We start from the raw sequence: 24,926 nt of genomic DNA on the forward strand, positions 1-24,926 counted from the left end.
GAGTTTCAAAATTGGAATTTAAAATAAAAGATATATGCTATACTATTTATTTGAATATTTTGACAAAACATTAGATGTACCAGGAACAGGAGTGTTTCAGTATATCACATTTAGATCAGCTTTGGCATTTATGCTTTCATTGCTTTTGTCAACAATTTACGGTAAAAGAATTATTAATTTTCTTCGCCGTCAGCAAGTTGGAGAAACGGTGCGTGAACTTGGTCTTGCAGGTCAAAATGAAAAAGCTGGTACGCCGACAATGGGTGGATTGATCATCATTTTTGCAACCTTAGTTCCAGTTTTGTTATTTGCGAGGCTTCATAACATTTACATCGTTTTACTTATTGTAACAACTTTGTGGATGGGAACAATTGGTTTCGTTGACGATTATATCAAAATATTCAAAAAAGATAAACAAGGGCTTAAAGGTATTTTTAAAGTTATTGGTCAGGTTGGTTTAGGAATTATTGTTGGAGCAGTTCTTTATTTTAATCCTGCCGTTACAGTAAGAACAGATACAGGCCGTACAGATGTTTTTAGAACGGTCGCAAATACAACTGTTGTGCTTCCGGCACCTATTGAAGAAAAGTCTACAGCAACAACAATTCCGTTCGTAAAAAACAACGAATTTGATTATGCTGAAGTATTATCTTTTATGGGAGAAGGATATGAAAAATGGGCATGGTTAATATTTATTCCAGTTGTAATTTTCATCATAACTGCAGTTTCAAACGGCGCTAATTTAACCGATGGAATCGACGGACTCGCGACTGGAACCTCGGCAATTTCTGTCCTCGCACTCGGAATTTTTACGTTTGTTTCTGGAAATATTATTTTCTCGAATTATCTAAACATTATGTATATCCCCAATTCGGGAGAAATGACCGTGTTTATTTCCGCATTTGTTGGTGCGCTGATTGGATTTCTTTGGTACAATTCATTCCCCGCATCTGTATTTATGGGAGATACTGGAAGTTTGACAATTGGAGGAATTATAGCAGTTTTAGCAATTGCAGTTCGTAAAGAAATATTGATTGTTTTATTCTGTGGTATTTTCTTGGCAGAAAGTGCATCGGTAATTATACAGGTAACTTATTTCAAATACACAAAAAAGCGTTTTGGAGAAGGCAGAAGAATTTTCCTGATGTCACCGCTTCATCATCATTATCAGAAAAAAGGATATCACGAAAGTAAAATTGTAACCCGTTTCTGGATTGTTGCCGTAATGTTGGCCATATTATCAATCATTACTTTAAAACTGAGATAAATTTTAAATTAAAAATTGAGAATTAAAAATTAAAAGTTGCACGTTCTTGTGGATGAAGGAGAATATTGTTCAAGAGAAATCATTTCTCTTTGCGGTTAGAATAATCAATTTATATAAATATCTAACTAATACTAAAAAGGAGTTTGTTTTAAGCAAGCAACTTTTAAGATGCGGAACTTCAATTGGAGCAAACATTGAAGAATCGATTGGAGGACGTTCTGATAAAGAGTTTTTATTTAAGCTTGAAATTTCATATAAAGAAGCTAGAGAAACGATTTATTGGTTAAAATTATTAAAAGCAACAGATTATATCTCTGTAAATGAATTCGACAGCATCTTTGGTGAGGCTGATGAAATTTGCAGAATATTAGCGAAAATTATACTAACCCTAAAAGGAAAATAGGAATTCATTGAAAGTCGCAACTGATTTTTAATTTTTAATTCTGAATTTTTAATTAAAGAACTATGAGATTAGTAGTACTTGGAGGAGGAGAAAGCGGTGTAGGAACCGCGATCCTTGGAAAGAAAAAAGGATATGATGTTTTTGTATCAGATTTCGGAAAGATAAAAGAGAGTTACAAAGAAGTTCTTATCATTAATAAAATTGACTGGGAAGAGGAGCGACGATACAGAAGATTTGATTTTGAATGCAGATGTGGTGATGAAAAGCCCAGGAATTCCAGAGAAATCTCCAATAGTAAAAAAGCTGATTGCGGCTGGAGTAAAAGTAATGTCTGAAATAGAATTTGCGAGCGCCTTTTACAGAAGCAATGACTATTGGAATTACAGGAAGTAATGGTAAGACAACAACAACAATGCTGACTTATCATTTGCTTAAATCGGCAGGATTAAATGTTGGTTTGGGAGGTAATATTGGAAAAAGTTTTGCCTGGCAGGTAGCCGAAAATAAATTTGATGCATACGTTCTTGAATTAAGCAGTTTTCAACTAGACGGAATAATAGATTACAGACCAGATATTGCAATAATAACCAATATTAGTCCAGATCACTTAGATCGATATGAATATAAATATCAAAATTATATCGATTCGAAATTCCGGATAACGATGAATCAAACCGAAAGTGACTATCTCATTTACGATGCAGATGATGAGGCAAGTGCAGAATGGTTGAATAATAACAAAGTAAAAGCAAAATTAATTCCTTTTTCATTGACTAAAACATTCGATGAAGGGGCTTCTATAAATAACAACAAAATGGAAATAAAGATCAACCAAGAAGAGTTTACAATGGAAACAGAATACATTGCGTTAGAAGGAAAACATAATATGAAAAACGCAATGGCGACAAGCTCTGTAGCAAAATTGATGCAAATTAGAAATGCAACAATACGCGAAAGTTTATCTAATTTTCAAGGTGTTGAGCACCGTTTAGAGAAAGTACTAAAAATACAAAACGTGCAATACATCAACGATTCAAAAGCAACAAATGTAAATGCTACTTTCTTTGCTTTGGATAGTATGAATGTTCCAACCGTTTGGATTGTTGGAGGTGTTGACAAAGGAAATGATTATAACGAGTTAATGTCATTGGTGCGCGAAAAAGTAAAAGCAATAATTTGCTTAGGCGTTGACAACCGTAAAATTATAGATGCTTTTGGAAATGTTGTTGATATTATGGTTGAAGTAAACAATATGAACGATGCAGTAAAAACTGCTCAAAGATTAACAGAAAAAGGTGACGCTGTTTTATTATCTCCAGCCTGCGCAAGTTTCGATTTATTCGAAAGCTATGAAGACAGAGGAAAGCAATTTAAACAAGCGGTTCACAATTTATAATTTTAGAGTTTAGATTTTAGATTTTTCTAGACTTTGAAATTTTAGATTTATAAAAATATTAAGTTCTTTTTTGATTATGACGACGGATGAAATGAAATTGAGAACAAAAAAATTCTCATTAATGATAATTGAATTGGCTGAAAAATTGCCAAATACAAATGTGATTAGATCAATAACTAATCAGATAGTAAGGAGTGGAACATCTGTTGGTGCGAATTATAGGGCAGTATGCAGAGCAAGAAGCGAAAGAGAGTTTATAGCTAAAATGAATATAGTTATAGAAGAAGCTGATGAAACTCTTTTCTGGTTAGAAATTATAAAAGAAAAAATGTGGATTGCAAGATCTGAATTAGAAACAATTTGGAAAGAAGGAAATGAATTAACGGCCATTTTCGTAAGCAGTTTAAAAACAGTAAATAAAAGAATCAATAAATAAAAAATCTAGATTTTAAGTAATCTAAAATCTAAAATCAGAAATCTAAAATTGAGATTATGAAAGAGCTGGTAAACAAACTAAAAGGAGATAGGGTAATATGGTCATTTGTGGCTTTATTGGCGCTGTTCTCGTTTATGCCTGTTTTTAGTGCGAGTAGTAATCTGGCATACATAGGGCACGGAACAGGAAATACTTTGGGCTATTTGGTAAAACACTTAGCGCACGTTTGTATAGGTTTCCTTATAATTTATTTGGTTCACAAAGTTCCGTATCATTATTTTAGAGCGATTTCAAAAATTGCGCTTCCAGTAGTTTGGCTTTTGTTGCTGTATACATTGTTGAAAGGAACCGTAATTGCAGGTGCCAATGCAAGTCGTTGGATTCAAGTGCCGTTTATTGGAATTACGTTTCAGACTTCGACTTTAGCAACAAGTGTTTTGTTTATTTATGTTGCACGTTATTTGTCAAAAACAAAAGAAGAAAATGAGCCGTTTCAAGCTTCGTTGATTGAACTTTGGTCGCCGGTATTTATTACTTTGATATTAATTTTGCCAGCCAATTTTTCGACTACAGCGTTGATTTTTGCAATGGTAATTATGCTGACATTTATTGGAAAATATCCCTTAAAATATATTGGTTTTATTATCGGTTCGGGAATCTTGGCACTGGCGTTTTTCCTTTTAGTAGCAAAAGCTTTTCCAGATTCAAGATTCTTCAGCAGGGTGTCAACTTGGGAAAGTCGAATTATGAACTTTACAACAGATAAACCTGATGAAGATGACTATCAAATTGAGAAAGCGAAAATTGCAATTGCTTCTGGAAGATTTGGCGGATTAGGTCCAGGTAAAAGTGTTCAAAAGAATTTTTTACCGCAATCATCTTCCGATTTCATTTATGCAATTGTAGTGGAAGAATATGGTTTAGTAGGCGGGGTTTCAATATTAGTTTTGTATTTGTTGTTATTGTTCCGATTTGTGATCGCTTCGCATAAGGCGAATACGCTATTTGGTAAACTGGTTGTCGTCGGACTCGGCTTTCCAATGATATTTCAGGCCATGATTAATATGGCGGTTGCAGTCGAATTATTACCAGTTACAGGACAAACACTTCCATTAATAAGTAGTGGGGGAAGTTCAATCTGGATGACGTGTTTTTCTTTAGGAATAATTATCAGCGTGACGAAAAAAGACGAAGAAATAGCCGAAGAAAAGCAAGAAAAAGAAAGACGAAAAGAAGCATTGCGGCGATTAATTGATAAAGAATTAGCAGAAGAAGATTTGGTTTCTGAAGAAATATATGAAGAAGAGCAAATGTATTCGATAGAAGATAATTCGAGAAATCCGATGAATGCCGTTTTAAACAAATAAAATAGAAAACAGAATAAATTTTAGAACATTGTAATTTTTAGAAAGATGACAAAGTATAAATTCATACTTAGCGGAGGAGGAACAGGAGGACATATCTATCCTGCGATTGCTATTGCGAATGAATTAAAATTACAATTTCCAGATGCTGAATTTCTTTTTGTAGGTGCCAAAGATAAAATGGAAATGCAGAAAGTACCTCAGGCAGGTTACGAAATACAAGGTCTTTGGATTGCTGGTTTACAGCGAAAATTGACTTTACAAAATATGATGTTTCCTCTTAAACTAGCAACGAGTTTATTGGAATCAAGAAGAATTATTAAAAAATTTAAACCAAATGTAGTAATAGGAACGGGAGGCTTTGCCAGCGGACCATTACTTCAAGCGGCAGTTTCGGGAGGAATTCCAACGGTTGTTCAAGAGCAGAATTCGTTTCCTGGAATAACGAACAAATTGTTGAGTAAAAGGGCTAATGCAATTTGTGTGGCTTATGAAAATTTAGAGAGATTTTTTCCAAAAGAAAAAATTGTTCTCACTGGAAATCCAGTTCGTCAGGATTTAATAGATATTGACAGTAAACGTGATGAGGCAGTTGCTTTTTATGGTTTAGATCCGAATAAAAAAACATTACTGGTTTTAGGAGGAAGTTTAGGAGCTAGAAGAATCAATCAGTTAATTGAAAAAGAATTGCAAAATTTTCTTTCACAGGATGTTCAGGTAATCTGGCAGTGCGGAAAATTATATTTTGAAGATTATAAAAAACACAATCAGCAAAATGTGCGAGTGGTTGATTTTATTGAAAGAATGGATTTTGTTTATGCGGCATCAGATATGGTTATTTCGCGTGCAGGCGCTTCATCAGTATCAGAATTATGTATTGTTGGAAAACCAGTGATTTTTATTCCATCTCCAAATGTAGCTGAGGATCACCAAACTAAAAATGCACAGGCAATAGTGGATGCAAAAGGTGCGATTTTGTTGAAAGAATCTGAGTTAAACGAGCAATTTAGCATTGTTTTTGAAGCACTGCTGAAAGACGATGGAAAGCAAAAACAACTCAGTGCAAATATTAAAAAACTGGCAAGACCAGATGCTACAAAACAAATTGTAGAAGAGATTAAGAAGTTGTTATAATGTAATTTAAATTGAAAATTATACAACAGAAACAAAATAGTAGAATGCTATTTTAGGCAATTTAGTCTAATTAGAACAAAGAAAACATAAGGGTTTAAAGATGAGTTTTTTACGAAAAATTCCAACTGAAACCTAGTTTTAAAAATAAAATTAAAGGATAAAGTTTTATGGCTTAAAGCCTAAAACATAATGCTTAAAGCAAAAATTAAAATGAATTTAAATCAAATACAAAACGTTTATTTTATTGGTATTGGAGGTATCGGAATGAGTGCCTTGGCTCGTTATTTCAAGTTTATTGGAAAACAAGTTTCAGGCTACGATAAAACACCTTCTATGCTGACTAATGAATTGATTGAAAGTGGGATTGATATTCATTTTGAAGAAAACATTGGTTTAATTCCAACCGACTATTATGTAGAGAATACGCTGGTTATTTATACACCGGCTGTTCCAAAAACACATTCAGAATGGAATTATTTTATTGAAAGACATTACGAGGTTAAAAAACGCGCTGAAGTTCTGGGAATCATAAGTAAAGATACTTTCTGTTTTGCAGTTGCAGGAACGCATGGAAAAACCACAACATCTAGTATTCTTGGACATATTTTGTTCCAAAGCGGTGTTGATGTAACAGCTTTCATTGGAGGAATTGTCGAAAATTATAATTCGAGATTTAATTGGAAGCGGAAAAACAGTAACCGTTGTAGAAGCCGACGAATTTGATAGATCATTTTTGCATTTACGTCCGGATATCGCATGTGTGACTTCTATGGATGCCGATCATTTGGATATTTACGGAACAAGTGATGCAATTGAAGATTCTTTTAGAGAATTCGCTTCAAAAGTAGAAGATAAGAACAATCTCTTCATTACAAAAGAACTGCCTTTAGAAGGTGTTCAATGTGCTATAAATGAAGATGCTGTATATAAGGCTTTTAATGTTCGAATAGAAGATGGAAGTTATGTTTTTGATGTGCAGACGCCGTCAGAAGTTATGAAAGATCTTCATTTTGGACTGCCAGGGAAACATAATTTAATGAATGGATTAATGGCTATTGCAATGGCTAAGACGTTTGGCACCCCGACCGACTCTATTGCAAAAGCCATTGCTTCATTCAACGGAATCAGAAGACGTTTTTCTTACCAGATTAAGACTGAAGATTTAGTATATATCGATGATTATGCACATCATCCAACAGAAATAAATGCTGTACATCAAGCAGTTAGAGAGTTGTATCCAGGGCGTAAAGTTCTGGCGGTTTTTCAACCGCATTTATTCAGCAGAACAAGAGATTTTATAGACGGATTTGCGGCAAGTTTGTCTCAGTTTGACGAAGTATTTTTAATGGATATTTACCCTGCAAGAGAGCTTCCGATGGAAGGAGTGACTTCTGAGTGGCTTTTGGGTAAAATGACGAATTCGAACAAAAAAATTGTTGCAAAAAACGATTTATTAGGTGAAATCAAAGCCAGTGATGCACCAATTATTGTAACAATTGGAGCTGGTGATCTTGGAGAAATGGTTCCTTCAATTAAAAAGATTTTAAATGAAAATATTTAATTGGACAAATATTCGATTAATACTAATTTTCGGACTAGTACTTTTCCTGTTTTCTTTCGCGCGACATAGAAACGGCGATCGAAAATTGAAAAAATCCATGGTTGTTTTTGTAGGAGAAAATACGCTTTTTGTGAAGCCGGAAATGGTTAATAAATTGTTGATAGAAAATAAAAGAGATGCTTCCAGTATTAGAAAAGATGAAGTAGATTTGAATAAGATAGAGAAAACCCTCGATACGCAGGAGATGATTGAGAAGTCAAATGTTTTTGTAAGTATTGATGGAGTCCTAAAAGCAGTAGTAAAACAGAAGACGCCCATAGCAAGAGTTTATGACGGCGGTTCTTCTTTTTATATTGATTACGAGGGTAATAAAATGCCGTTGTCTGACAATTTTACTGCGAGAGTTCCTCTTGTTTCAGGGGCAATTAATGAAAAAAATAACGAAGATTTAGCGACTTTATTTCGCACAATTTTTGACGATGCGTTTTTGAAAAAAAACATCATTGCAATAGAGATTATGCCGAATGGAAGCTTAAAAATGTTTAATCGAAACTATGATTACTTCATAGATTTCGGCAGAACAATGAATGTTGATAAGAAATTTAGAAACTATAAAGCGTTTTTTCAAAAAGCAGTTTTAGATAGTTCGTTATACAAATACAAAAAAATTGACCTTAGGTTTACGGAACAAGTAGTTTGCACTAAATAATAGAAAATGGAAAAAGATAACATTGCAGTAGGTCTAGATATTGGAACAACCAAAATCGTTGCCATGATTGGCAAGAAGAATGAATATGGTAAGTTGGAGATTTTGGGCATTGGTAAATCCAAAAGTTTGGGTGTTGCCAGAGGAGTAGTAAACAACATTACGCAGACGATTCAATCGATTCAGCAAGCGATAATCGAAGCAGAAAATAATTCGGGTTACAAAATAAAAGATGTGGTTGTGGGTATCGCCGGACAGCACATCAGAAGTATTCAGCATACGGATTACATCAGTAGAAATAATCCAGAGGAAGTAATTGGTGAAAATGATATTCAGCTCCTAATTGATCAGGTAAACAAACTGGCGATGTTACCGGGAGAAGAAATTATTCACGTTTTACCACAGGAATTTAAAATTGACGGACAGTCTGAAATTAAAGAGCCAATCGGAATGTACGGCGGAAGATTAGAATCTAGTTTTCACGTAGTAGTTGGTCAGGCTTCTTCAATCAGAAATGTTGGAAGATGTATTCAGAGTTCAGGAATTGAATTGTCTGGATTAACCTTAGAACCTTTAGCTTCGGCAGATGCAGTTTTAAGTCAGGAAGAAAAAGAAGCTGGTGTAGCACTTATCGATATTGGTGGCGGTACAACAGATTTGGCTATTTTCAAAGATGGTATCATTCGCCATACAGCGGTGATTCCTTTTGGAGGAAATGTAATTACAGATGATATTAAAGAGGGCTGTTCGATTATCGAAAAACAAGCAGAACTTTTAAAGATAAAATTCGGATCGGCTTGGCCTGGAGAAAATAAAGATAATGAGATCGTTTCGATTCCTGGTTTAAGAGGAAGAGAACCAAAAGAAATTTCACTTAAAAACTTATCTAAAATTATCCATGCCAGAGTGGTGGAAATTGTAGAACAGGTTTTTGCAGAAATAAAAGCATACGGTCATGAGGATCCTCGCAAAAAACTGATTGCTGGTATTGTATTAACAGGTGGCGGCGCACAATTGAAGCACATCAAACAATTGGTAGAATACATCACAGGAATGGATACTAGAATTGGATATCCGAATGAGCACTTAGCTGGAAATTCTGGAGAAGAAATTTCTAGTCCGTTGTTTGCAACAGCAGTTGGATTAGTAATGAACAGTATCGAAAACAGTTCGCAAAGTGCTGTTAGAATGGAATTGGTTAATGAACAAACAAAAGTTGTTTACAGAAATGTGCCGACTCCAACGCGACGATACGAAGTAGAAGAAAATTACGTTGAAAGAGTAGAAACTATCGAAGACACTAGAGAGGTTGTGACCCACAACGCACCTAAGGATGAATCTACCGAAAATAAAATAAGAAGATCATTTTTTGATCGATACGTTGATAAAATCAAAGAATTTTTAGACAACGCAGAATAATTAGATTAATAAGAGAAGGAAATTACTTTTTGCCCCAAGTCAAGAAGTAAAAAATGTACTAAATAAGAATTTCAAAAACCAAAAAGATGATGAGCAACTCAGAATTTGGAAGTATTTCATTTGATTTACCAAAAAATCAATCAAATGTAATCAAAGTCATAGGTGTAGGTGGAGGCGGAAGTAACGCAATCAATCACATGTTTAAGCAAGGTATTAAAGGCGTAGATTTTATCGTTTGTAATACCGATTCGCAAGCGCTTCAAAATAGTTCAGTACCAAATAAAATCCAGTTAGGGGTTAATTTGACTGAAGGATTAGGAGCGGGAGCAAACCCAGATGTTGAGCGACAGTCTGCTATCGAAAGTATTTCTGATATCGAAAAAATGTTAGATAGAAATACTAAGATGGTATTTATAACTGCTGGTATGGGTGGAGGAACAGGAACAGGTCTTGCTCCGGTTATCGCGCAACTAGCAAAAGAAAGAGAAATACTAACTGTTGGTATCGTGACGATTCCGTTTCAATTTGAAGGGAAAGTACGTCAGGAGCAGGCACTTATTGGAATCGAGAAACTGCGCAAGCAAGTCGATTCTTTAATTGTAATCAACAACAACAAATTAAGAGAAGTATACGGAAATCTTGGTTTTAAAGCTGGATTCTCAAAAGCGGATGAAGTTTTAGCAACTGCCTCTAGAGGTATTGCCGAAGTAATTACGCACCACTATACTCAAAATATCGATTTACGTGATGCAAAAACTGTTTTAGCGAACAGCGGAACTGCGATCATGGGATCTTCTGTGGCAACAGGTGAAAACAGAGCAAAAGAGGCTATCGTTTCGGCTTTGGATTCTCCTTTGTTAAACGACAACAAAATTACAGGTGCCAAAAACGTATTGTTGCTTATCGTTTCTGGAACTAATGAGATTACTCTGGATGAAATCGGAGAAATCAACGATCACATTCAAGACGAAGCAGGTTACAACGCAAATATTATCATGGGAGTTGGTGAAGACGAAACTCTTGGTGAAGCTATTGCAGTAACTATTATCGCTACAGGTTTTGATGTAGAACAACAAAATGAAATCGTTAACACAGAACCTAAAAAAATTATTCATACGTTAGAAGATGAGCAGAGAAGTGTTCATAATTTAACTAACAAACCTCTTACTTCTTTCGACTTAACAGTTGATACACCTACAACAAAAACGGAAGATAAAGTTGTGTTTGATTTAATGGATGAAGATGAGACATTTACTCCAACTCCTCAAGCTGTTGCTCCAGCAATCAATCAGGAAGAGTTAGTTGTAATGTCTGAGTTTATCAAGAATTTGGATGTAACTTTTGAAATTGTTTCGCCAATTACAGATATTGATTTTACAATTTCTGCACCAGAAACTCCAGTTGTACAACAAGTACAGCAACAGCCAGTACAACAACAACAGCCTGTGCAAGCAACAGAGAGTATTTGAAAGAGAAGAGCAAACTACTTTTTCTTTTGATCTTCCTTTGTTTAAGCAAGAACCTGTAAAAAGAGAACCAGTTGTTGAGGATAACAAAGTTTTGTTTGAATTGACAAATGAAACTCGTGAGATAAAAGTAAATGATCCTGTACAGTTTGTACCGGTAACAGAAGTTTCTGATAACGGAATTATCAAATATTCTCTAGAAGAATATATGGAAGTTGAAAATGATTTAATGAAGTCTAAACCAGTTGAAAAAGTGGTTGAAGATGTTGTTCCAGAGGAATTAAATATTACTTTGAAACCAAGACCTGATTTTGCAAGCCAGGCTGATTATACAACAACTTCTGAAGTTTCTCCAATGGAATTGACAATTGAAGAAACACTTCGTTTAAGAGCTGAAGAAAGAAGAAAAAAACTAAAAGAGTTTAATTATAAATTCCACAATAATGTTTCTAGAATTGACGAGTTGGAAAAAGAACCAGCTTACAAAAGATTAGGAATTGATTTATCGAATTCACAATCAAATAATACGAATTCTAGAATTTCTGTTGGAACAGATAGTAACAACGATTTACAACTACGTTCAAACAATTCATTTTTGCACGACAACGTAGATTAATTTTTTAGCATCATAATATTAGGATAGCCCGAAAATTGGATTTAATTTTCGGGTTATTTTTTTTATCTTCGCACAGAATTTTAAAATTTGACTTTTAAAGGTTATTTATAAAAGAAATATTATCTTCCTAACTTATTAAAAAGGAGTATTAGTATAGAAGGGCTTCGACTTCGCTCAGCCTGACAAATAAATAATCTAAAGTTGAAATGCTTTCAGTACAAATATCAATTTATAAGCACTGCTTATTTAAATAAAAAAAATAAAAGATGAGTTTACAAACACAAATCATGGACGAGATTAAAACGGCCATGAAAGCAAAAGATACAGTAGCATTAGAATCATTAAGAGCAATTAAATCTGAATTGCTATTGGCTTCAACTGCTTCAGGTTCTAAAGAAGAATTATCAGAAGACGAAGAAATTAAATTACTTCAAAGATTAGTAAAAACACGTAAAGAAAGCGCAAGAATCTTTACAGAGCAAAACCGTCCAGATCTAGCGGAACCAGAATTGGCTCAGGTTGCTGTAATAGAGAAGTTTTTACCAGCTCAATTAAGCGAAGAAGAAGTAGAGGCAGTTGTAGCGAAAATCATTGCTGAAACTGGAGCTTCTGGAATTGCATCAATGGGTAAAGTTATGGGATTAGCATCTGCACAATTAGGCGGAACTGCTGAAGGAAAAACAATCTCTGCAATTGTAAAGAAATTATTAGTTTAAATTCCAAAATAGAAATTCCAAATTCCAATTTAGTATTGGAATTTGGAATTTAAAAAATTGATTTTTTAAATATTGACCTCGTAGTTCAACTGGATAGAATATCAGATTTCGGCTCTGAGGGTTGGGGGTTCGAACCCCTCCGGGGTCACTATAAAAAATGAAAGCCTGCAAAGTGTATATTTTGCAGGCTTTTTTTATGGTTTCGAAAACCCTTAGTGATTTCTTTAATTGTATAAAGTCTCAATGTTTGCAAGTAATTTTGGTTCGAATCCCATTAAGGATTTTGTTTTCTGCATAGATGATCTAATTAATATCATAGCGGGTTTGAGACTAAATTACGCCCAGTCTTCGGATTTGCGACCCGAGCGATAGCGAACAGGCGAAGCAAATTATTCCAAATACAAAACCAACTTCCCCTTAACCCTAAAGTCTTAATCTCGCCAAACCGCTGTTAGCCGTAGTTATTTTTATTCATTAATTTTTTCAAAAATTCCTTTTTCATTTCGCTCAAAACTTGTTCCGACTTCAGATTCCAATAAATATATAAAGGAATCGTCTATTGATAAAACAGCTCCAAGAGAAACTAAACTTACATTTTCCGAGTTATCCATATATTCATCTGATTCGTCTCCTGATAAAATTCTCCAACCTGTGTCAACATAATCTCTGTTTTCGTCTTTTTCCATTAAGCTAATTGCCCAAATCCGTTGTAATGGCTGTTATGGGCTGTGGCTTTTCCGTTTTTGTTGAGTTGTTTGTTTTATTAATTTGAATAAATGATTGCAACTATGATTCCGATAAATGTAAGTATAGTACCTATTATTATTCCCCATTTTTGCCAATTATAAGATTTCTTAGAAAGTTCGTCATTAGCGTTTACATCTATTTTGTTGTCTTTACCTAAAGTAATTTGTCCGCTGTTATTAGAAATATTTCCTACTTCAATTTTATCTCTCATATTATAATTATAAACATTAAATTCATTTTTTATGTCTGCGGTTTTTGTCGGTGGTGTTGTGTGTTTTTTTCCAAAAATAGTTTCACTAGGAATAGAATATTTTACATTTTTTCCGATGTTTTCTTTTAGGTTTTTTGCTATTTCAGCAAAATTTTTAACTTCAATTATTTTAGATTCAAAACTGTCAAATTCGTTTTCGTTTGTGTCTTTAAAAAAATTAAAAAGTTCTTTCAGTATTTCGTCTAAGTTGAAAAGTAAAAATGAAATACAAAGAAAATCGCTGTTAGCTTCAGCTCTAAAACTCAGATACTTTTGTTTGTATTGAAAAATTTGTATTAAGTCTTCTTCTGAAAAATTTCTTTTGAAATCTGATATTTCAGAAAAATTGTTGTTCCAAATACTTGTAAAAACATCATCACCTGACCAAATTTCTAATTCTCGTAATTTACTTGTGATAGGTTTGTAAATATTATCTGTAATAGGTTGAAATTTCTCCTCTATTTGTTTTTGAATGCTGTCGTAAGACTGTTTGTCTTTATAATTTTCGTTTGGTTTTAATACGCTTCTTTGTTTATCAAGTTCTTTAAGTTCATTGCAAAGAGGAATATATTTTTGAATGTATTCAGCTTTGTTTTTGTCCAAAAAATCGATAAACTCAAATAATGCTTGTATTTTTTGTGGAATCATTTAGTCAAGATGTTATTTGGTGGTTGTCACGTTCTGCCATAGCCTATAACTTTTTTATACTACTGACAACATCAGACTTATCACCCCAAAATTGGGTAGATATGTCTGACAAGGGTCAGGGTTTATTTATTATCAAATATATAATAATAAACTTATAAATAATCAAAAGAACTTTTAATTCGTTGAATGCTTTTGGTACTGACAGTGTATAAAATTCAGTGGACTTGTTGCTTTATTGAATCAGCACAAACACGATTAATCAATAATAATATTAACGTCGAATTAAAAAATTAAACATCATTTAAAATTTTCAAATCTTCCATTAAATGGTTCGAATTCTGTACCGCCAAGGTCACAATAAAATAAAAATGCCTCTTTCATAATAGAAACAGGCTTTTTTATGTTTTTCAGAATACGCAATTTTATTTATCAATTCGTTTTTTACTGTTTTTAATCAAAACAAAAATTGAAAATACAAATACAATGGCATACACAATTGCCAGAGCTGGTTTTTCAAATTTTAGGGTTTGAAAATCGAACTGTTTGAATAAAACGACGCCTAAAATGATTGCTATAATTCTAAAAGTAAATAAAAGAGTTTTGTTGTTTTCCATGGTTGTATGTTTTAACTTTAAATAAATTACTTATCAGTTTGTCCTGCATTTCCTGTTTTTACTTCTCCAGCACGTTTATAACTGGCTAAAATTACTCCAGTTGTAGTAACTGTATTTTCTATTAAAGTAAATCCTGACGGATGCGCATTATGATCAAAAAGTTTTTTTCCTTTACCCAATAATATCGGATGAATTTTAAATCGGAGCTCATCTACTAAATCATTTTTTAATAATAAATGAACAAGTTCACTGCTTCCCCAAACTTGAATATCTGCGCCATCGGATTCTTTTAGTTTTTTTATAGCGACAACACTTTTGATGAAATTAGAATTTTTCCAGTCTGATTCTTTTCTGGTTGTAGAGAGAACATATTTATTACCTTCATTAATTCCCGGCCAAATTGCAAGCATGTTTCGGCCAGTAGTCTTCCCAAATTTCAAAAGTTTTTCTGCCTAAAAGATAATCGGCTGGTTTTGTTTCATTTTTTACAGCTGTATTGTAAACCTCGTCCCCAAATGGTGCCACCCAGCCTCCATATTTGAATCCGTTTGATTGATCTTCTTTTGGTCCGCCTGGCGCCTGCATGACGCCATCTAATGAAATCATTGACAAAACAATTATTTTTCTCATAATATATTGGTTTTGTTTATATTCAAATTTAAAAAACAAATCAGTTTAAATAGATGAAATCGGTTATTTCTTAGTGAGTTTTTCCTTCACATAACTATCAAAACTAGACAGTGACTTGTCTTCCATTACTTTTACGATTTGAGAAAATTGAATATAACCGTATTTGTAAGGATCTTTTACCAATTCTTCATAATGCTCTGTCATATACTTTTTTGGTTCGGCATTTTCAGGTATTGGGTTTTTTAGTTTTGTGAGTACCAATTTTGCCATTTCATAGCATTGCTTTAATTCTTTTTGTCTTCCCACACTTCTCCAATATAAAACTGCAAATTCGTTTGCCTGATATTCTTCATCATAGGCATTTTTAGGGAGGTTTTTGGCGTGGTATTGAAAGGCGTGTCCCACTTCATGAGGTAAAAAATAACCATAAAAAAACAAAGCGACCAGCGAATTTCCTTTTTCAAGACTTCCCGAAATTTCAGTCAGGAAACTTTCCATAGGCGGCCCGCCTATCTGCCAAGGTCGCAGGTAGATTTTGTTGGTCTTGGTTCGGTATTGTCCGTACATGAACGTTGTGGGAATTTCTGTAGTAAGTCCTTTAAAGCTAAAAGCAGGTTCAATGCGTTTTATTTTTGCTTCAATATCCTGAATCAGTTCATTGTTTTGATTTTTCAGCGCAATAGAATCTGTGTAAATTTCAAAATACTTATTTTGTGCTTTTGCTGTTATGCAAAAACAAAATAATATCAATATAATTATTCTACTTTTCATTAGATATTTTTTTAAGTAAGAGTTAATAGTAGTGAATTTTACTTTTTTTAGAATATGTGTTTTGTTTATGTTGTTGATTTTGAGTGAATTGTTTTGCTAATGTACTGTTTTTTTTAATTGGTTTTTAACGAAATAAAAACGGGCAGAAAGTATAAAAATACTTTTGCCCAGCTTTTTAACTTTTCCGAAAATTAAACTTATTGCGTGTTCTGTAAAAAATTATCGATGTAATTTACTACCAGTGGAATATTTTGATGCTTTGCGGAGCGTGCCCTGTTTTTGGTAGTACAATTAACTGTGACGTTGGAAGCTGTTTGGTCAGCGTGTACCAATTTTCTACAGCAAAACTAATATCATGGTCTCCGGAAATAATTAAAATAGGTGTCTGTGTTGTTTTTAGTTTATCTCTAAAATTATCTTTGTCTGCAACTGCACCTTCACCTCCTGCAAAATAAAGCTGAAATACTTCCATGGTGGATGGAATCTTAGAAACGTCAATTCTTTTGGCAATTCGGTCATGAGAAGCCTTTGTCGCTTTTTTACTTTCTTCAGATTCAGGTTCGAAGAAAAGTATAATTTCATCATTAAAATCATTTATAGGTTTTAAGGCAGAATCAAGAAAAGCCTGCTCCAGCGGAACGACTCTTTCTCCCACGGGACCAGTTCCCAGTAAAACAGTATGCGTTACAAGTTCGGGATATTGAAATGTTGCCGCCTGCGTTACTAATCCGCCATAAGACCAGCCCATTAATACGGCTTTTTTGATTTTTAGAAAATCGGCAAGATCTTTTACGTCTGTGGCGACTTCTTTAATATCGGTTGGTAATTTTCCGGTCGAATACCCAATTCCTGAGTAATCAAAAGTAATAACCTGATAATTTTCTGCCAGCAGTTCTAAAAATAATGGATCCCACGTATCTAGAGTTCCTCTAAAACGATTAATTAAGATAATAGGAAATCCACTGCCAATAGAACGATAAGCAATTTTTTTATCGGCGAAAGCCGCAATTTGGGTTTCTGAATTTGAAGCGTCTATTTTTGATGTGTTCATTACTTTAAGTTTTTGGTTAATAATGAAATAAGAAACAATTTTAGTGCCTTTTGAAAAAATATTTAGAAATCAGCTTTCAACGAAAAAGCAACGTTATCGTTCCGTTTTATTTCGCTAAAAAAATATTTTTTCACGATATTTAAAAAGTGTTATAAGTCGATTGTGTCGCCAATTTTTGGTAAAAAAAGATGAAGATCTGCCTTTTGAAATTCATCTAGAGCTTTTTGGTGATCCATTTTGATAAAACCAAAAGTGTCATAATGAACGCCTAATATTTTATTGACTTCTACAAGTCTTGCGGCTTTGACTGCTTCTTCAATTCCCATTGTTAAACCGTCGCCAACTGGAAATACAGCAAAGTCAAGTTTGGTAAATTCGGGAATTAATTTCATGTCTAAAGTCAGCGCCGTATCGCCGCTGTAATAAAAATTTCCGTCAGAAGTCGTGAATACAAAACCGCAGGCAATACCGCCGTAACTTCCGTCCATGAAACTGCTTGGATGCTGTGCAATTACACATTTTACGGTTCCAAAATCGAAGCTTAATTTTCCGCCGGGATTTATAGGATGTGCATTTTCGATTCCGTTTTTTAAAAGCCAGTTATAGATTTCAAAGTTACCAAGAACTTTCGCTCCAGTATTTTTGGCAATTCTTTCAACGTCAAGAATATGGTCGTAATGCGCGTGTGAGATAAAAATGTAATCGGCTTTTATTTCATCTACATTAATATCTTTTGCTAATTCATTTGGTGTAATAAAAGGGTCGAAGAGGAGGTGTTTTTCATTGGCAAAAACAGAAAAACACGAATGACCGTAATAGGTTACTTTCATAATAAATGTATTTTTTTAAATTAATAATTTATTGATATTCAGTTCAATAAAGATACCAATAAAAAATGCGCAGTATATAGTACTGCGCATTTGAATTTTTAAAATTGTAAAAAATATTTATTTTAATTGTTCGTCAATTAGGTCTCCTAGATTCGTATTAGAATTATCAGAGAATAAAATGCTTCCATCTTTGCCAATAAGAATACGGGTTGGAATTGCTTCTATTTTATAATTAGCTACCACTTCGGCTTTAGAATCAAATACTACATTAAAATCAAATTTTTTGTCTGTTATATAAGTGGTTACTTTTTTGAAAATTTCATCTTCTTTGCCATTTTCCCAAGTGTTAACAAACAAAAATTCAACATCTTTACCCTTATATTTGGTTACTAAATTCTGCATTTTTGGGAAAGAAGCTTTGCAGGGACCGCACCATGTCGCCCAAAAGTCAAGAACGACCAATTTACCTTTATAATCAGAAAGTTTAGTTTCTTTTCCTTCCATATTTTTTAAAGTAAAATCAGATGCATTTGTGCTTCCAAATTTTTCAAGAAGGGCTTTGTTTTTGTTTTCTTTTGCTAAGACATCCGATTTTTGCTTAATTGCATCATATTCTGCAATTGGCGCCTTTTTTTCGATATAAATTTCTTTTAGTTTCGAAAGAAATGCTGGAGAGGTAACTCCTTTATTTTTGATTTCATCTTCAACATAAACTTGTACTTCGTCTGTACTTTTAACTTTAGAAAGCATTGCCAGATAACGATCTTTTCCTCCAGCGTCTAATCCGTTTTTTTCTTTAACTGCATTTTGATATTTAAATGCTTCTTGATACTTACCTTGTTTGTAAAGTAAAAGCGCATAAGTATCTGCATACATATTAAACTGGTCACGATATTGATTACTGAAACTTTGTTTGCTTTTCTCTTCCAGAAGATAAACGGATCTTTGAGAAATTTTGGTTACAAAATCAATGTTTTTTACCGGCGTAGTCAAATCACCGCCCGATTGTCCCCAGGCGAAATTGTTGTAAATATCGCTGGCATTTTTAAGGTGGGGTTCAAGTGCAATTGCTTTTTCAAATTCGCCTTTATCCAGATAGACGGTCAGCAGACTTTGATAAAAATAATTTAATGATTCTTTTGGGGAATTTTTAAATTTAGTTTTAAAGGCGTTTATACTTTCCAAAATTGAAGCTTCAGTTTTATCGGGTCGCTCATAGAATTTTCTAATAAAATTCATTCTTTCATTTTTGCCTTCAGGAAATCTGGTCGAAATTTCTTTTCCGAGTTTTTCTGCTTCTTCGGGCATATTACTGCCTTGGTAAATACTGTAAGCCAGATTTAAATATTCTTCAGTATTTTTTTCGAGACATTTAGCGGCAAAAGCCAATAAATCCTTATCGCCTTGTTCTTTGTTGAGCGCTTTTTTGATGTATAGATAATTTACAGAAACTTTATCATCTTTTAATTTCGGATATTTGGCATAGACTGCTTCATATTTAGCAACTTGGTTTTCTGGTTTTACATCTATTTTTAAGCCTAAAAAATAATTGCTATAACCTCTAACGAAAATCTCGTTAACTAAAGTTTTACCCAGTTCTGTTTCATTTTGAGTTCTTAGAAGTACAGAATAACCTTGATCGTTATTGTTGTCGGCAACTTTTTGCAAATCGGTTATGGTTACCATAATCAGTCTGGCAGAATCTGGAACTTTTGTAGTGAATTCATAAAACTTGCCACTTTTTTTCAGAGTATTTAAATCGGCAGAAAAATCATCATCGGTAACATACAGAACATTTGCTTTAGAATTTTCTTCTATCACAAGCCCTTTGGGAGGTTCGTAAACATAGGTGTTTGCAAGACCAATTTTAAATTTAGAATCTTTTAAATAGATTTTTCCGTTTTGAGAAAATAGAGTGCTAACAACGGTAAAGAATAACAAAATGGTAAATTTTTTCATCTGTTTTTGGTTTTTTGTTTGTTTATTTCTTAATTGTTTAACGTGATGTAAAATTATGTATTATTACATCTGTTGTTGTTTTATTAAGAAAATATTAGCAAAAATTATTTTTTTGAAAACAAATTCTCTACCACCCACGCCGGTCCAATCAATAAAAACTGAAGGTCTTTTAAGAAAGAAGGCTTTTTTCCTTCGATATTATGTCCGTAAAATTGTCCGATCCAGGCAATGATGAAAACTCCAATAGAAAATGCCCACAGCGGAACAACTTGTCCGATATAATAGTTTACAACCAAACAGATTCCTGAAAAGACAGCAATTTTAAAAGCCATTGCAAACGATAATCTAATGTAGAAAATAAGAACAAAAAGTAAAACTACAAAAGCCCAATTTTCAATAATCGGCAGATTTAGTTTTAAAGTATTGGCAATAATTCCACTCGGAATACTCATTAATAAACCCACAATCGAAAAGAAAATCGCGGGAACACAAATATAATGTATCGCTTTGTTTGTTGGATTTTGATGACTTACGGCATATTCTGCAAACCATTGTTCTAATGTTCTCATTGTTTTGGTTTTAAGGTTAGATAGGTAAATCTAATAAAATTTCTTTTAGCTTAATCCGTATTTTTTAATCAGCGGTTCGCTCTTTTCGGGATAATAAGTTAATCCAAATTTTTTATCTAGTTCGGCGATACGTTTTGCTATTTCTGGATCTTCAAAAGATATTTTACGTTCTATAACTTCGGGTATAATTTTATGATACAGTTCTTCTAGATAATCTTCGAAATTTTGGTTAAAATACATATCAATCAATCGTAAGTTTTCGTTTTCTGAATTCCAAATGACATGAACTATTCCTCGGGGTCTTAAGTGCCAGCTTCCAGCAGAAACTTTTATTACTTCGTCGCCCAATAAAACGGATGCAGTGCCTTCAAGAACATACATCAGTTCGTCTAGATTATCATGTTTATGAGGAGAACCTGCAATTTTTTTCGGCGCTAGAACTGCTTCAACACAAGAAAATTGCTTATTGGTTTGAGAACTATGAATTAACGTTCTCATATTACTGCCTAAATCTCCAATTTCTAAGGGCTTTTTAGGAGGAATTAGAAAAGGAACGGGAGGTTTTAATGCAATAGTGTTATCTGATTTATCTGTTTTTGGATTGCTCGCAAGAAGAAAGTAAAGGATATAAACAGGCACGCCGAGAAAATAAACTTATATGCTGTATGGCTTCACGTCTGGAATTTAACGGAGTTTTCATAATTTAAGTGGTTTTAAATTAAAATACTGATGGGAGTAGAAACGAAGTTAGGTAAAAAATCGTTTCTATTTTAATTTAAAAACGCTGATATTCAGATGTATATGTTTTTTTTTTGAATACAGCTTCAATACTAATTTTACAGATTAAAGAAATCAGTAAAAAAGTTGTTTTTAGCTTTTACCGTGCTGGATTTTCATAATTTCATCGACGATAGAAACCGCTTTTTCAAAGGTTATTCCGTTTTCCTGATCGATGGTTAAGGGATGATTTTCTTCGATCATTTTTATTTCTGGAATCAATCCTAAGCCTTGTTCAATGGCAATTGATTTTAGAGAAATTGTTTTGCCGTAAGTAGGAACATCGGTCTGCATCCATCCAAAATAAGGCTCTTGATTAATTCGGTTTGGATCTTCCCATAAATCCATTCGCAGACAAAAATTGTCTTCGCTTATTGTTGTCCAGACATTAAAAACTAAATCTTCATGATAATCGATTATTGGAATAGTTAATTGCCCGCTGTGAAAAAAATGTTCTTCATCTACATAACACCAGTCTACGCCGTATTTAATTCGGTTTTCTCTTTCTTCTGGCGGAATGGAAAAATAGTACGCAGGAAATTCATTGCCAAAACATAAGGGCATTTCGTCAAAAGTTTCGCCGCAACAAGAGCATTTGTAGGTATACATTTTTTGTTTTCTTTAAATAATTCTAAACTGACTTCTGATTGTACTCAAAAACATTATCCCACAATTCATCAATTTTGACAAGCGCTTCGTTTAGCGGAATAACCTGCCATTTTCCATTTGTTTCTTTTCCAATGCCAATACTTTTTAGTTTTAGTAAAGCATCATTTACATCAAAATCCAATTCAGTTTTTAAGTGCGAAGAAAACCAAGATTCAATTTGCGAGTCTAGCTCTTCAGAAGTTAATGGTTTTTGACTTCTGTTTAAAAAGGCATAAGCCAAGATTGTTTCTTTTAAAGCTTCTTCTTCAGATGAATTTAAAAGTGAGTAGAATGCACCGCTGTTGTTTCCGACATTCTTAAAATACAAACTGTCTGAAAGCGTTTTAGAATATCTGATTTTCTTATTAATAAAATTGTTGTATTGACGGAAACAATAAGCGACCAGAATTCCCAAAGCAATTAATCCTTGATTTAAGGAAGTTTTACTGTTTAACAAATCAATCGTTTCGCCCGTTTGATACGCATCATACATATTGATAAGCGCCGGAACTACCTTGGCACTTAAAAGGGAAATTCCACCAAAAACTCCAGGAACCCAAAGCAACATTTTATCCTTCAAAGACATTTTAGGAAGTGCATTTGGAAATATCGTTTCTAGATCATTTTTGGGAACACGCTTAAAAATTTTCAAAGCGATAGAACCTGGGTCAATAGGCATTTTACCTAATTTGACCTTCTTTTGAGCCAGATAATCGGCGTCGCTGTAATTGAGGTAAATAAGAACGCGATCGTAATATTCGATTTCAACTTCTTTCTTCCAGAAAAAATATTTCTTGACCTTTTCTTTTGCTTTGTGATGCCCTCGGGCGTATAGTTCGTAATCTTTAAAAGCATTAAAATCAATTGCCAGACTTAAACCAATTAAGTCTGATTCTTCAAATGCTTCTTTTAAGATTTCTTCGTTAATTCGGTAATAATTGCCGCGTTCCAGCACCTGAAGCAAAGTGGCTTTAAAAACCGAAAAATCACTTTTGCCAATAAAACCTTCACGTTCTTTTTCGCTCAAATCTGGATCATACAGTGCGTAGTTTTGCTTTAGATTTCGGTTAAGATTAAAAGATTCGTAATGATAATAATGTTCGATTATATCAAATAACTTTTTAAAATCTTCAACCTTTTGCTTGTCTTCGGCGAAAGCCGCAATTTGCTGTTCGAGTAAAAATTCTTTGTTGAACGGGATATAATGTTCTCGTGTCATTTTGATTTTGGGCTTTATTTCCGTGGCGTTTAGTAAACGCAAAAGTACTTCTTTTTTTTGAGGGGCAAAGGGGTGAGGAGTAAAGTGAGAGAGGGACAAAGGAGCAAAGGGGCAAAGGCTGGTTGCTTTTATTTTCCATACCACGCACAATTTTGTTGTCCTGAGGAACGAAGGATCACACTCGGAAATCGACAAAAGATCGGTTGTTTGCTTTTCCATGCTTCACACGGTTTGTCATCCTGATTTCTATGACAAAACTGTGTGAAGTTATTCAACAAATTGTAAGGTGTGAAAAATGATAAAACTATTCAAAAAGATAATTCAGAAATTCAAAAGTTGGATTAAAATCTTTTATCAAATCAATTTTCCTTACTCTAATCCATCCTTTCAATTCTTTTTCTCTTGTAATTGCTTCTTGGATCCAAGTGAATTTCTCGTAATACACCAAAAATTCAATGCCGTACTTAGAAGCGAAGGTTTTAACATTATTTTGAATGTTTTCCTTATGTCGCTTAAGTCTTTCTCTTAAATTTTGAGTGACCCCAATATAGAACGTTGATCGATTTTTGTTTGTAATAATATAAATATAGTAAGTATGATACCCATCTTGAGAATTAAACATTTTTACTTTTTTTGTACGAATATACGTGTTTTATTTTTTTGTCATCCTGAGGAACGAAGGATCACACTAGAAACTCAATAAAGTAATTCCCTAAAGTAAACAGCAAATCTTTGTCGATTCCCGAGTGTGATCCTTCGTTCCTCAGGATGACAAACCGTGCGAAGTATGGAAAAGTAAACAGCAAATCTTTGTCGATTCCCGAGTGTGATCCTTCGTTCCTCAGGATGACAAACCATGCGAAGTATGGAAAAGTAAACAGCAAATCTTTGTCCATTCCCGAGTGTGATCCTTCGTTCCTCAGGATGACAAACCGTGCGAAGTATGGAAAATTAAACAGCAAATCTTTGTCGATTCCCGAGTGTGATCCTTCGTTCCTCATGATGACAAAACTATGGCTGTAGATTTTCTAAGATAATTTGTACTGAGGATCAAAAACAAAAAAAAAGTGAAATTTCTAATCGTTACCAGCGATTTGAAATTCCACTTCGTGTTCCAAAAAAAAAGTGACAAAAAATTTAAAAAGCTCTCTTGAAGAAAACTTATATTCTAACTAAAAATTATTCATAGCAATATTACCACTTAATAAAGTTGTGGCTATGCGTATTTATACGGGTTTTTTTCGAGGAGGTTCTAAGGTTCTGAGAGGCTGAGTTTCTAAGTTTTTTTACTTTGGGCGAATTAATTCAGTTCTGATCTTTTTAGTTCGATTACGCCTTGAACGTATTTGATTAATTCTTCTCGCGTTACAGAAAAAAGAGCAGATTCTTCTTCTGTGTTTAGATATAAATTGGCAATACTTTCTGCATCCATATTTTGGGTTAGATAATAATACGCCGCAAATTGAATAAGATTGTCAATAAAAAGTTCGCGTCGCTGTCCTTTTTCTATTGTTTCTTTGTCGCCTTCTTTTATTTTTTCGATTACAGCTTCTGGCAGGTCAATAGTAAGGTACATACAGTCTACAGCAACCTTAGAAAGCATTTCTAGAGGAACCCTTCCTGCATGTTGCAATAGGCGCATGGAGCTGGAACCCATTTTAATTGTCTATTTAAACGAACAATATCATCCCAGTCAACAAATCCTTTTCCGAGGCATCTCGGACATTCT

23 protein-coding genes, 1 tRNA gene and 3 pseudogenes are annotated in these 24,926 nt (G+C 33.7%); 12 read left to right on the plus strand and 15 right to left on the minus strand.

The window, feature by feature from the left end:
• The first annotated feature begins 34 nt into the window (after positions 1-34).
• The 12 genes and pseudogenes from mraY to ACZZ95_RS09995 all read left to right on the plus strand — a co-directional run bounded on the left by mraY (position 35) and on the right by ACZZ95_RS09995 (position 12,632).
• A complete protein-coding gene (gene mraY / locus ACZZ95_RS09940) occupies positions 35-1,267 on the plus strand; it encodes a phospho-N-acetylmuramoyl-pentapeptide-transferase (protein ID WP_463468901.1) in 1,233 nt (410 codons plus the stop codon).
• A 52-nt stretch (positions 1,268-1,319) separates the two neighbouring features.
• Positions 1,320-1,670 (plus strand): four helix bundle protein, encoded by a 351-nt coding sequence (locus ACZZ95_RS09945; protein ID WP_095953480.1) that lies wholly within the window; start codon positions 1,320-1,322, stop codon positions 1,668-1,670.
• A 62-nt stretch (positions 1,671-1,732) separates the two neighbouring features.
• A pseudogene (gene murD / locus ACZZ95_RS09950) lies at positions 1,733-3,066 on the plus strand (UDP-N-acetylmuramoyl-L-alanine--D-glutamate ligase).
• 121 nt (positions 3,067-3,187) lie between these two features.
• Positions 3,188-3,502 (plus strand): four helix bundle protein, encoded by a 315-nt coding sequence (locus ACZZ95_RS09955; protein ID WP_463468902.1) that lies wholly within the window; start codon positions 3,188-3,190, stop codon positions 3,500-3,502.
• Positions 3,503-3,558: 56 nt separating this feature from the next.
• Positions 3,559-4,869, plus strand: a complete 1,311-nt coding sequence (locus ACZZ95_RS09960) for an FtsW/RodA/SpoVE family cell cycle protein (protein ID WP_463468903.1) — start codon at positions 3,559-3,561, stop codon at positions 4,867-4,869.
• A gap of 45 nt (positions 4,870-4,914) precedes the next feature.
• On the plus strand, positions 4,915-6,000 hold the full coding sequence (gene murG / locus ACZZ95_RS09965) for an undecaprenyldiphospho-muramoylpentapeptide beta-N-acetylglucosaminyltransferase (RefSeq protein ID WP_463468904.1): 1,086 nt from the start codon (positions 4,915-4,917) through the stop codon (positions 5,998-6,000).
• A gap of 210 nt (positions 6,001-6,210) precedes the next feature.
• Positions 6,211-7,561 (plus strand): annotated as a pseudogene (gene murC / locus ACZZ95_RS09970) (UDP-N-acetylmuramate--L-alanine ligase).
• On the plus strand, positions 7,548-8,270 hold the full coding sequence (locus tag ACZZ95_RS09975) for a cell division protein FtsQ/DivIB (protein ID WP_463468905.1): 723 nt from the start codon (positions 7,548-7,550) through the stop codon (positions 8,268-8,270). The pseudogene murC and the gene ACZZ95_RS09975 overlap by 14 nt, the downstream one beginning before the upstream one ends.
• 6 nt (positions 8,271-8,276) lie before the next feature.
• On the plus strand, positions 8,277-9,686 hold the full coding sequence (ftsA, locus tag ACZZ95_RS09980; protein ID WP_463468906.1) for a cell division protein FtsA: 1,410 nt from the start codon (positions 8,277-8,279) through the stop codon (positions 9,684-9,686).
• A gap of 86 nt (positions 9,687-9,772) precedes the next feature.
• Positions 9,773-11,768: pseudogene (gene ftsZ / locus ACZZ95_RS09985) on the plus strand (cell division protein FtsZ).
• Positions 11,769-12,034: 266 nt separating this feature from the next.
• Positions 12,035-12,484, plus strand: a complete 450-nt coding sequence (locus ACZZ95_RS09990) for a GatB/YqeY domain-containing protein (RefSeq protein WP_095953488.1) — start codon at positions 12,035-12,037, stop codon at positions 12,482-12,484.
• A 74-nt stretch (positions 12,485-12,558) separates the two neighbouring features.
• Positions 12,559-12,632 (plus strand) — tRNA-Arg (locus ACZZ95_RS09995).
• Between the two features lie 319 nt (positions 12,633-12,951).
• Here ACZZ95_RS09995 and ACZZ95_RS10000 read toward each other — a convergent pair.
• From ACZZ95_RS10000 to ACZZ95_RS10070, 15 genes are all read right to left on the minus strand, one after another.
• Positions 12,952-13,170, minus strand: coding sequence for an immunity protein Imm33 domain-containing protein (locus tag ACZZ95_RS10000; RefSeq protein WP_463468907.1), 219 nt, complete (start codon positions 13,168-13,170; stop codon positions 12,952-12,954).
• Between the two features lie 77 nt (positions 13,171-13,247).
• Entirely contained in the window at positions 13,248-14,129 is an 882-nt protein-coding gene (locus ACZZ95_RS10005; protein ID WP_463468908.1) for a hypothetical protein, read from the minus strand.
• Positions 14,130-14,551: 422 nt separating this feature from the next.
• On the minus strand, positions 14,552-14,743 hold the full coding sequence (locus ACZZ95_RS10010; protein WP_463468909.1) for a hypothetical protein: 192 nt from the start codon (positions 14,741-14,743) through the stop codon (positions 14,552-14,554).
• Positions 14,744-14,769: 26 nt separating this feature from the next.
• The gene (locus ACZZ95_RS10015; RefSeq protein ID WP_463468910.1) at positions 14,770-15,153 is read right to left on the minus strand and encodes a dihydrofolate reductase family protein; all 384 of its coding nucleotides are present in this window, start codon (positions 15,151-15,153) and stop codon (positions 14,770-14,772) included.
• Positions 15,128-15,373, minus strand: a complete 246-nt coding sequence (locus tag ACZZ95_RS10020; protein ID WP_463468911.1) for a hypothetical protein — start codon at positions 15,371-15,373, stop codon at positions 15,128-15,130. The genes ACZZ95_RS10015 and ACZZ95_RS10020 overlap by 26 nt, the downstream gene beginning before the upstream one ends.
• Positions 15,374-15,436: 63 nt before the next feature.
• Positions 15,437-16,144: a hypothetical protein gene (locus ACZZ95_RS10025; protein WP_463468912.1), complete on the minus strand. Its 708-nt coding sequence runs from the start codon at positions 16,142-16,144 to the stop codon at positions 15,437-15,439.
• A gap of 235 nt (positions 16,145-16,379) precedes the next feature.
• Positions 16,380-17,195, minus strand: coding sequence for an alpha/beta fold hydrolase (locus tag ACZZ95_RS10030; RefSeq protein ID WP_463468913.1), 816 nt, complete (start codon positions 17,193-17,195; stop codon positions 16,380-16,382).
• Between the two features lie 149 nt (positions 17,196-17,344).
• A complete protein-coding gene (locus ACZZ95_RS10035) occupies positions 17,345-18,025 on the minus strand; it encodes a metal-dependent hydrolase (RefSeq protein ID WP_463468914.1) in 681 nt (226 codons plus the stop codon).
• A gap of 117 nt (positions 18,026-18,142) precedes the next feature.
• The gene (locus tag ACZZ95_RS10040; RefSeq protein WP_463468915.1) at positions 18,143-19,984 is read right to left on the minus strand and encodes a TlpA disulfide reductase family protein; all 1,842 of its coding nucleotides are present in this window, start codon (positions 19,982-19,984) and stop codon (positions 18,143-18,145) included.
• Positions 19,985-20,088: 104 nt separating this feature from the next.
• Positions 20,089-20,553: an Mpo1 family 2-hydroxy fatty acid dioxygenase gene (locus ACZZ95_RS10045; RefSeq protein WP_463468916.1), complete on the minus strand. Its 465-nt coding sequence runs from the start codon at positions 20,551-20,553 to the stop codon at positions 20,089-20,091.
• 45 nt (positions 20,554-20,598) lie between these two features.
• Positions 20,599-21,192: a cupin domain-containing protein gene (locus tag ACZZ95_RS10050; RefSeq protein WP_463468917.1), complete on the minus strand. Its 594-nt coding sequence runs from the start codon at positions 21,190-21,192 to the stop codon at positions 20,599-20,601.
• A gap of 231 nt (positions 21,193-21,423) precedes the next feature.
• A complete protein-coding gene (locus ACZZ95_RS10055; protein WP_463468918.1) occupies positions 21,424-21,939 on the minus strand; it encodes a DUF2199 domain-containing protein in 516 nt (171 codons plus the stop codon).
• Between the two features lie 22 nt (positions 21,940-21,961).
• Positions 21,962-23,197 (minus strand): TMEM143 family protein, encoded by a 1,236-nt coding sequence (locus tag ACZZ95_RS10060; protein WP_463468919.1) that lies wholly within the window; start codon positions 23,195-23,197, stop codon positions 21,962-21,964.
• Between the two features lie 304 nt (positions 23,198-23,501).
• The gene (locus tag ACZZ95_RS10065) at positions 23,502-23,819 is read right to left on the minus strand and encodes a GIY-YIG nuclease family protein (protein WP_463468920.1); all 318 of its coding nucleotides are present in this window, start codon (positions 23,817-23,819) and stop codon (positions 23,502-23,504) included.
• 678 nt (positions 23,820-24,497) lie between these two features.
• On the minus strand, positions 24,498-24,839 hold the full coding sequence (locus ACZZ95_RS10070) for a hypothetical protein (protein ID WP_463468921.1): 342 nt from the start codon (positions 24,837-24,839) through the stop codon (positions 24,498-24,500).
• Between the last annotated feature and the right edge of the window lie 87 nt (positions 24,840-24,926).

Source organism: Flavobacterium sp. AC267 (genome assembly GCF_979258715.1).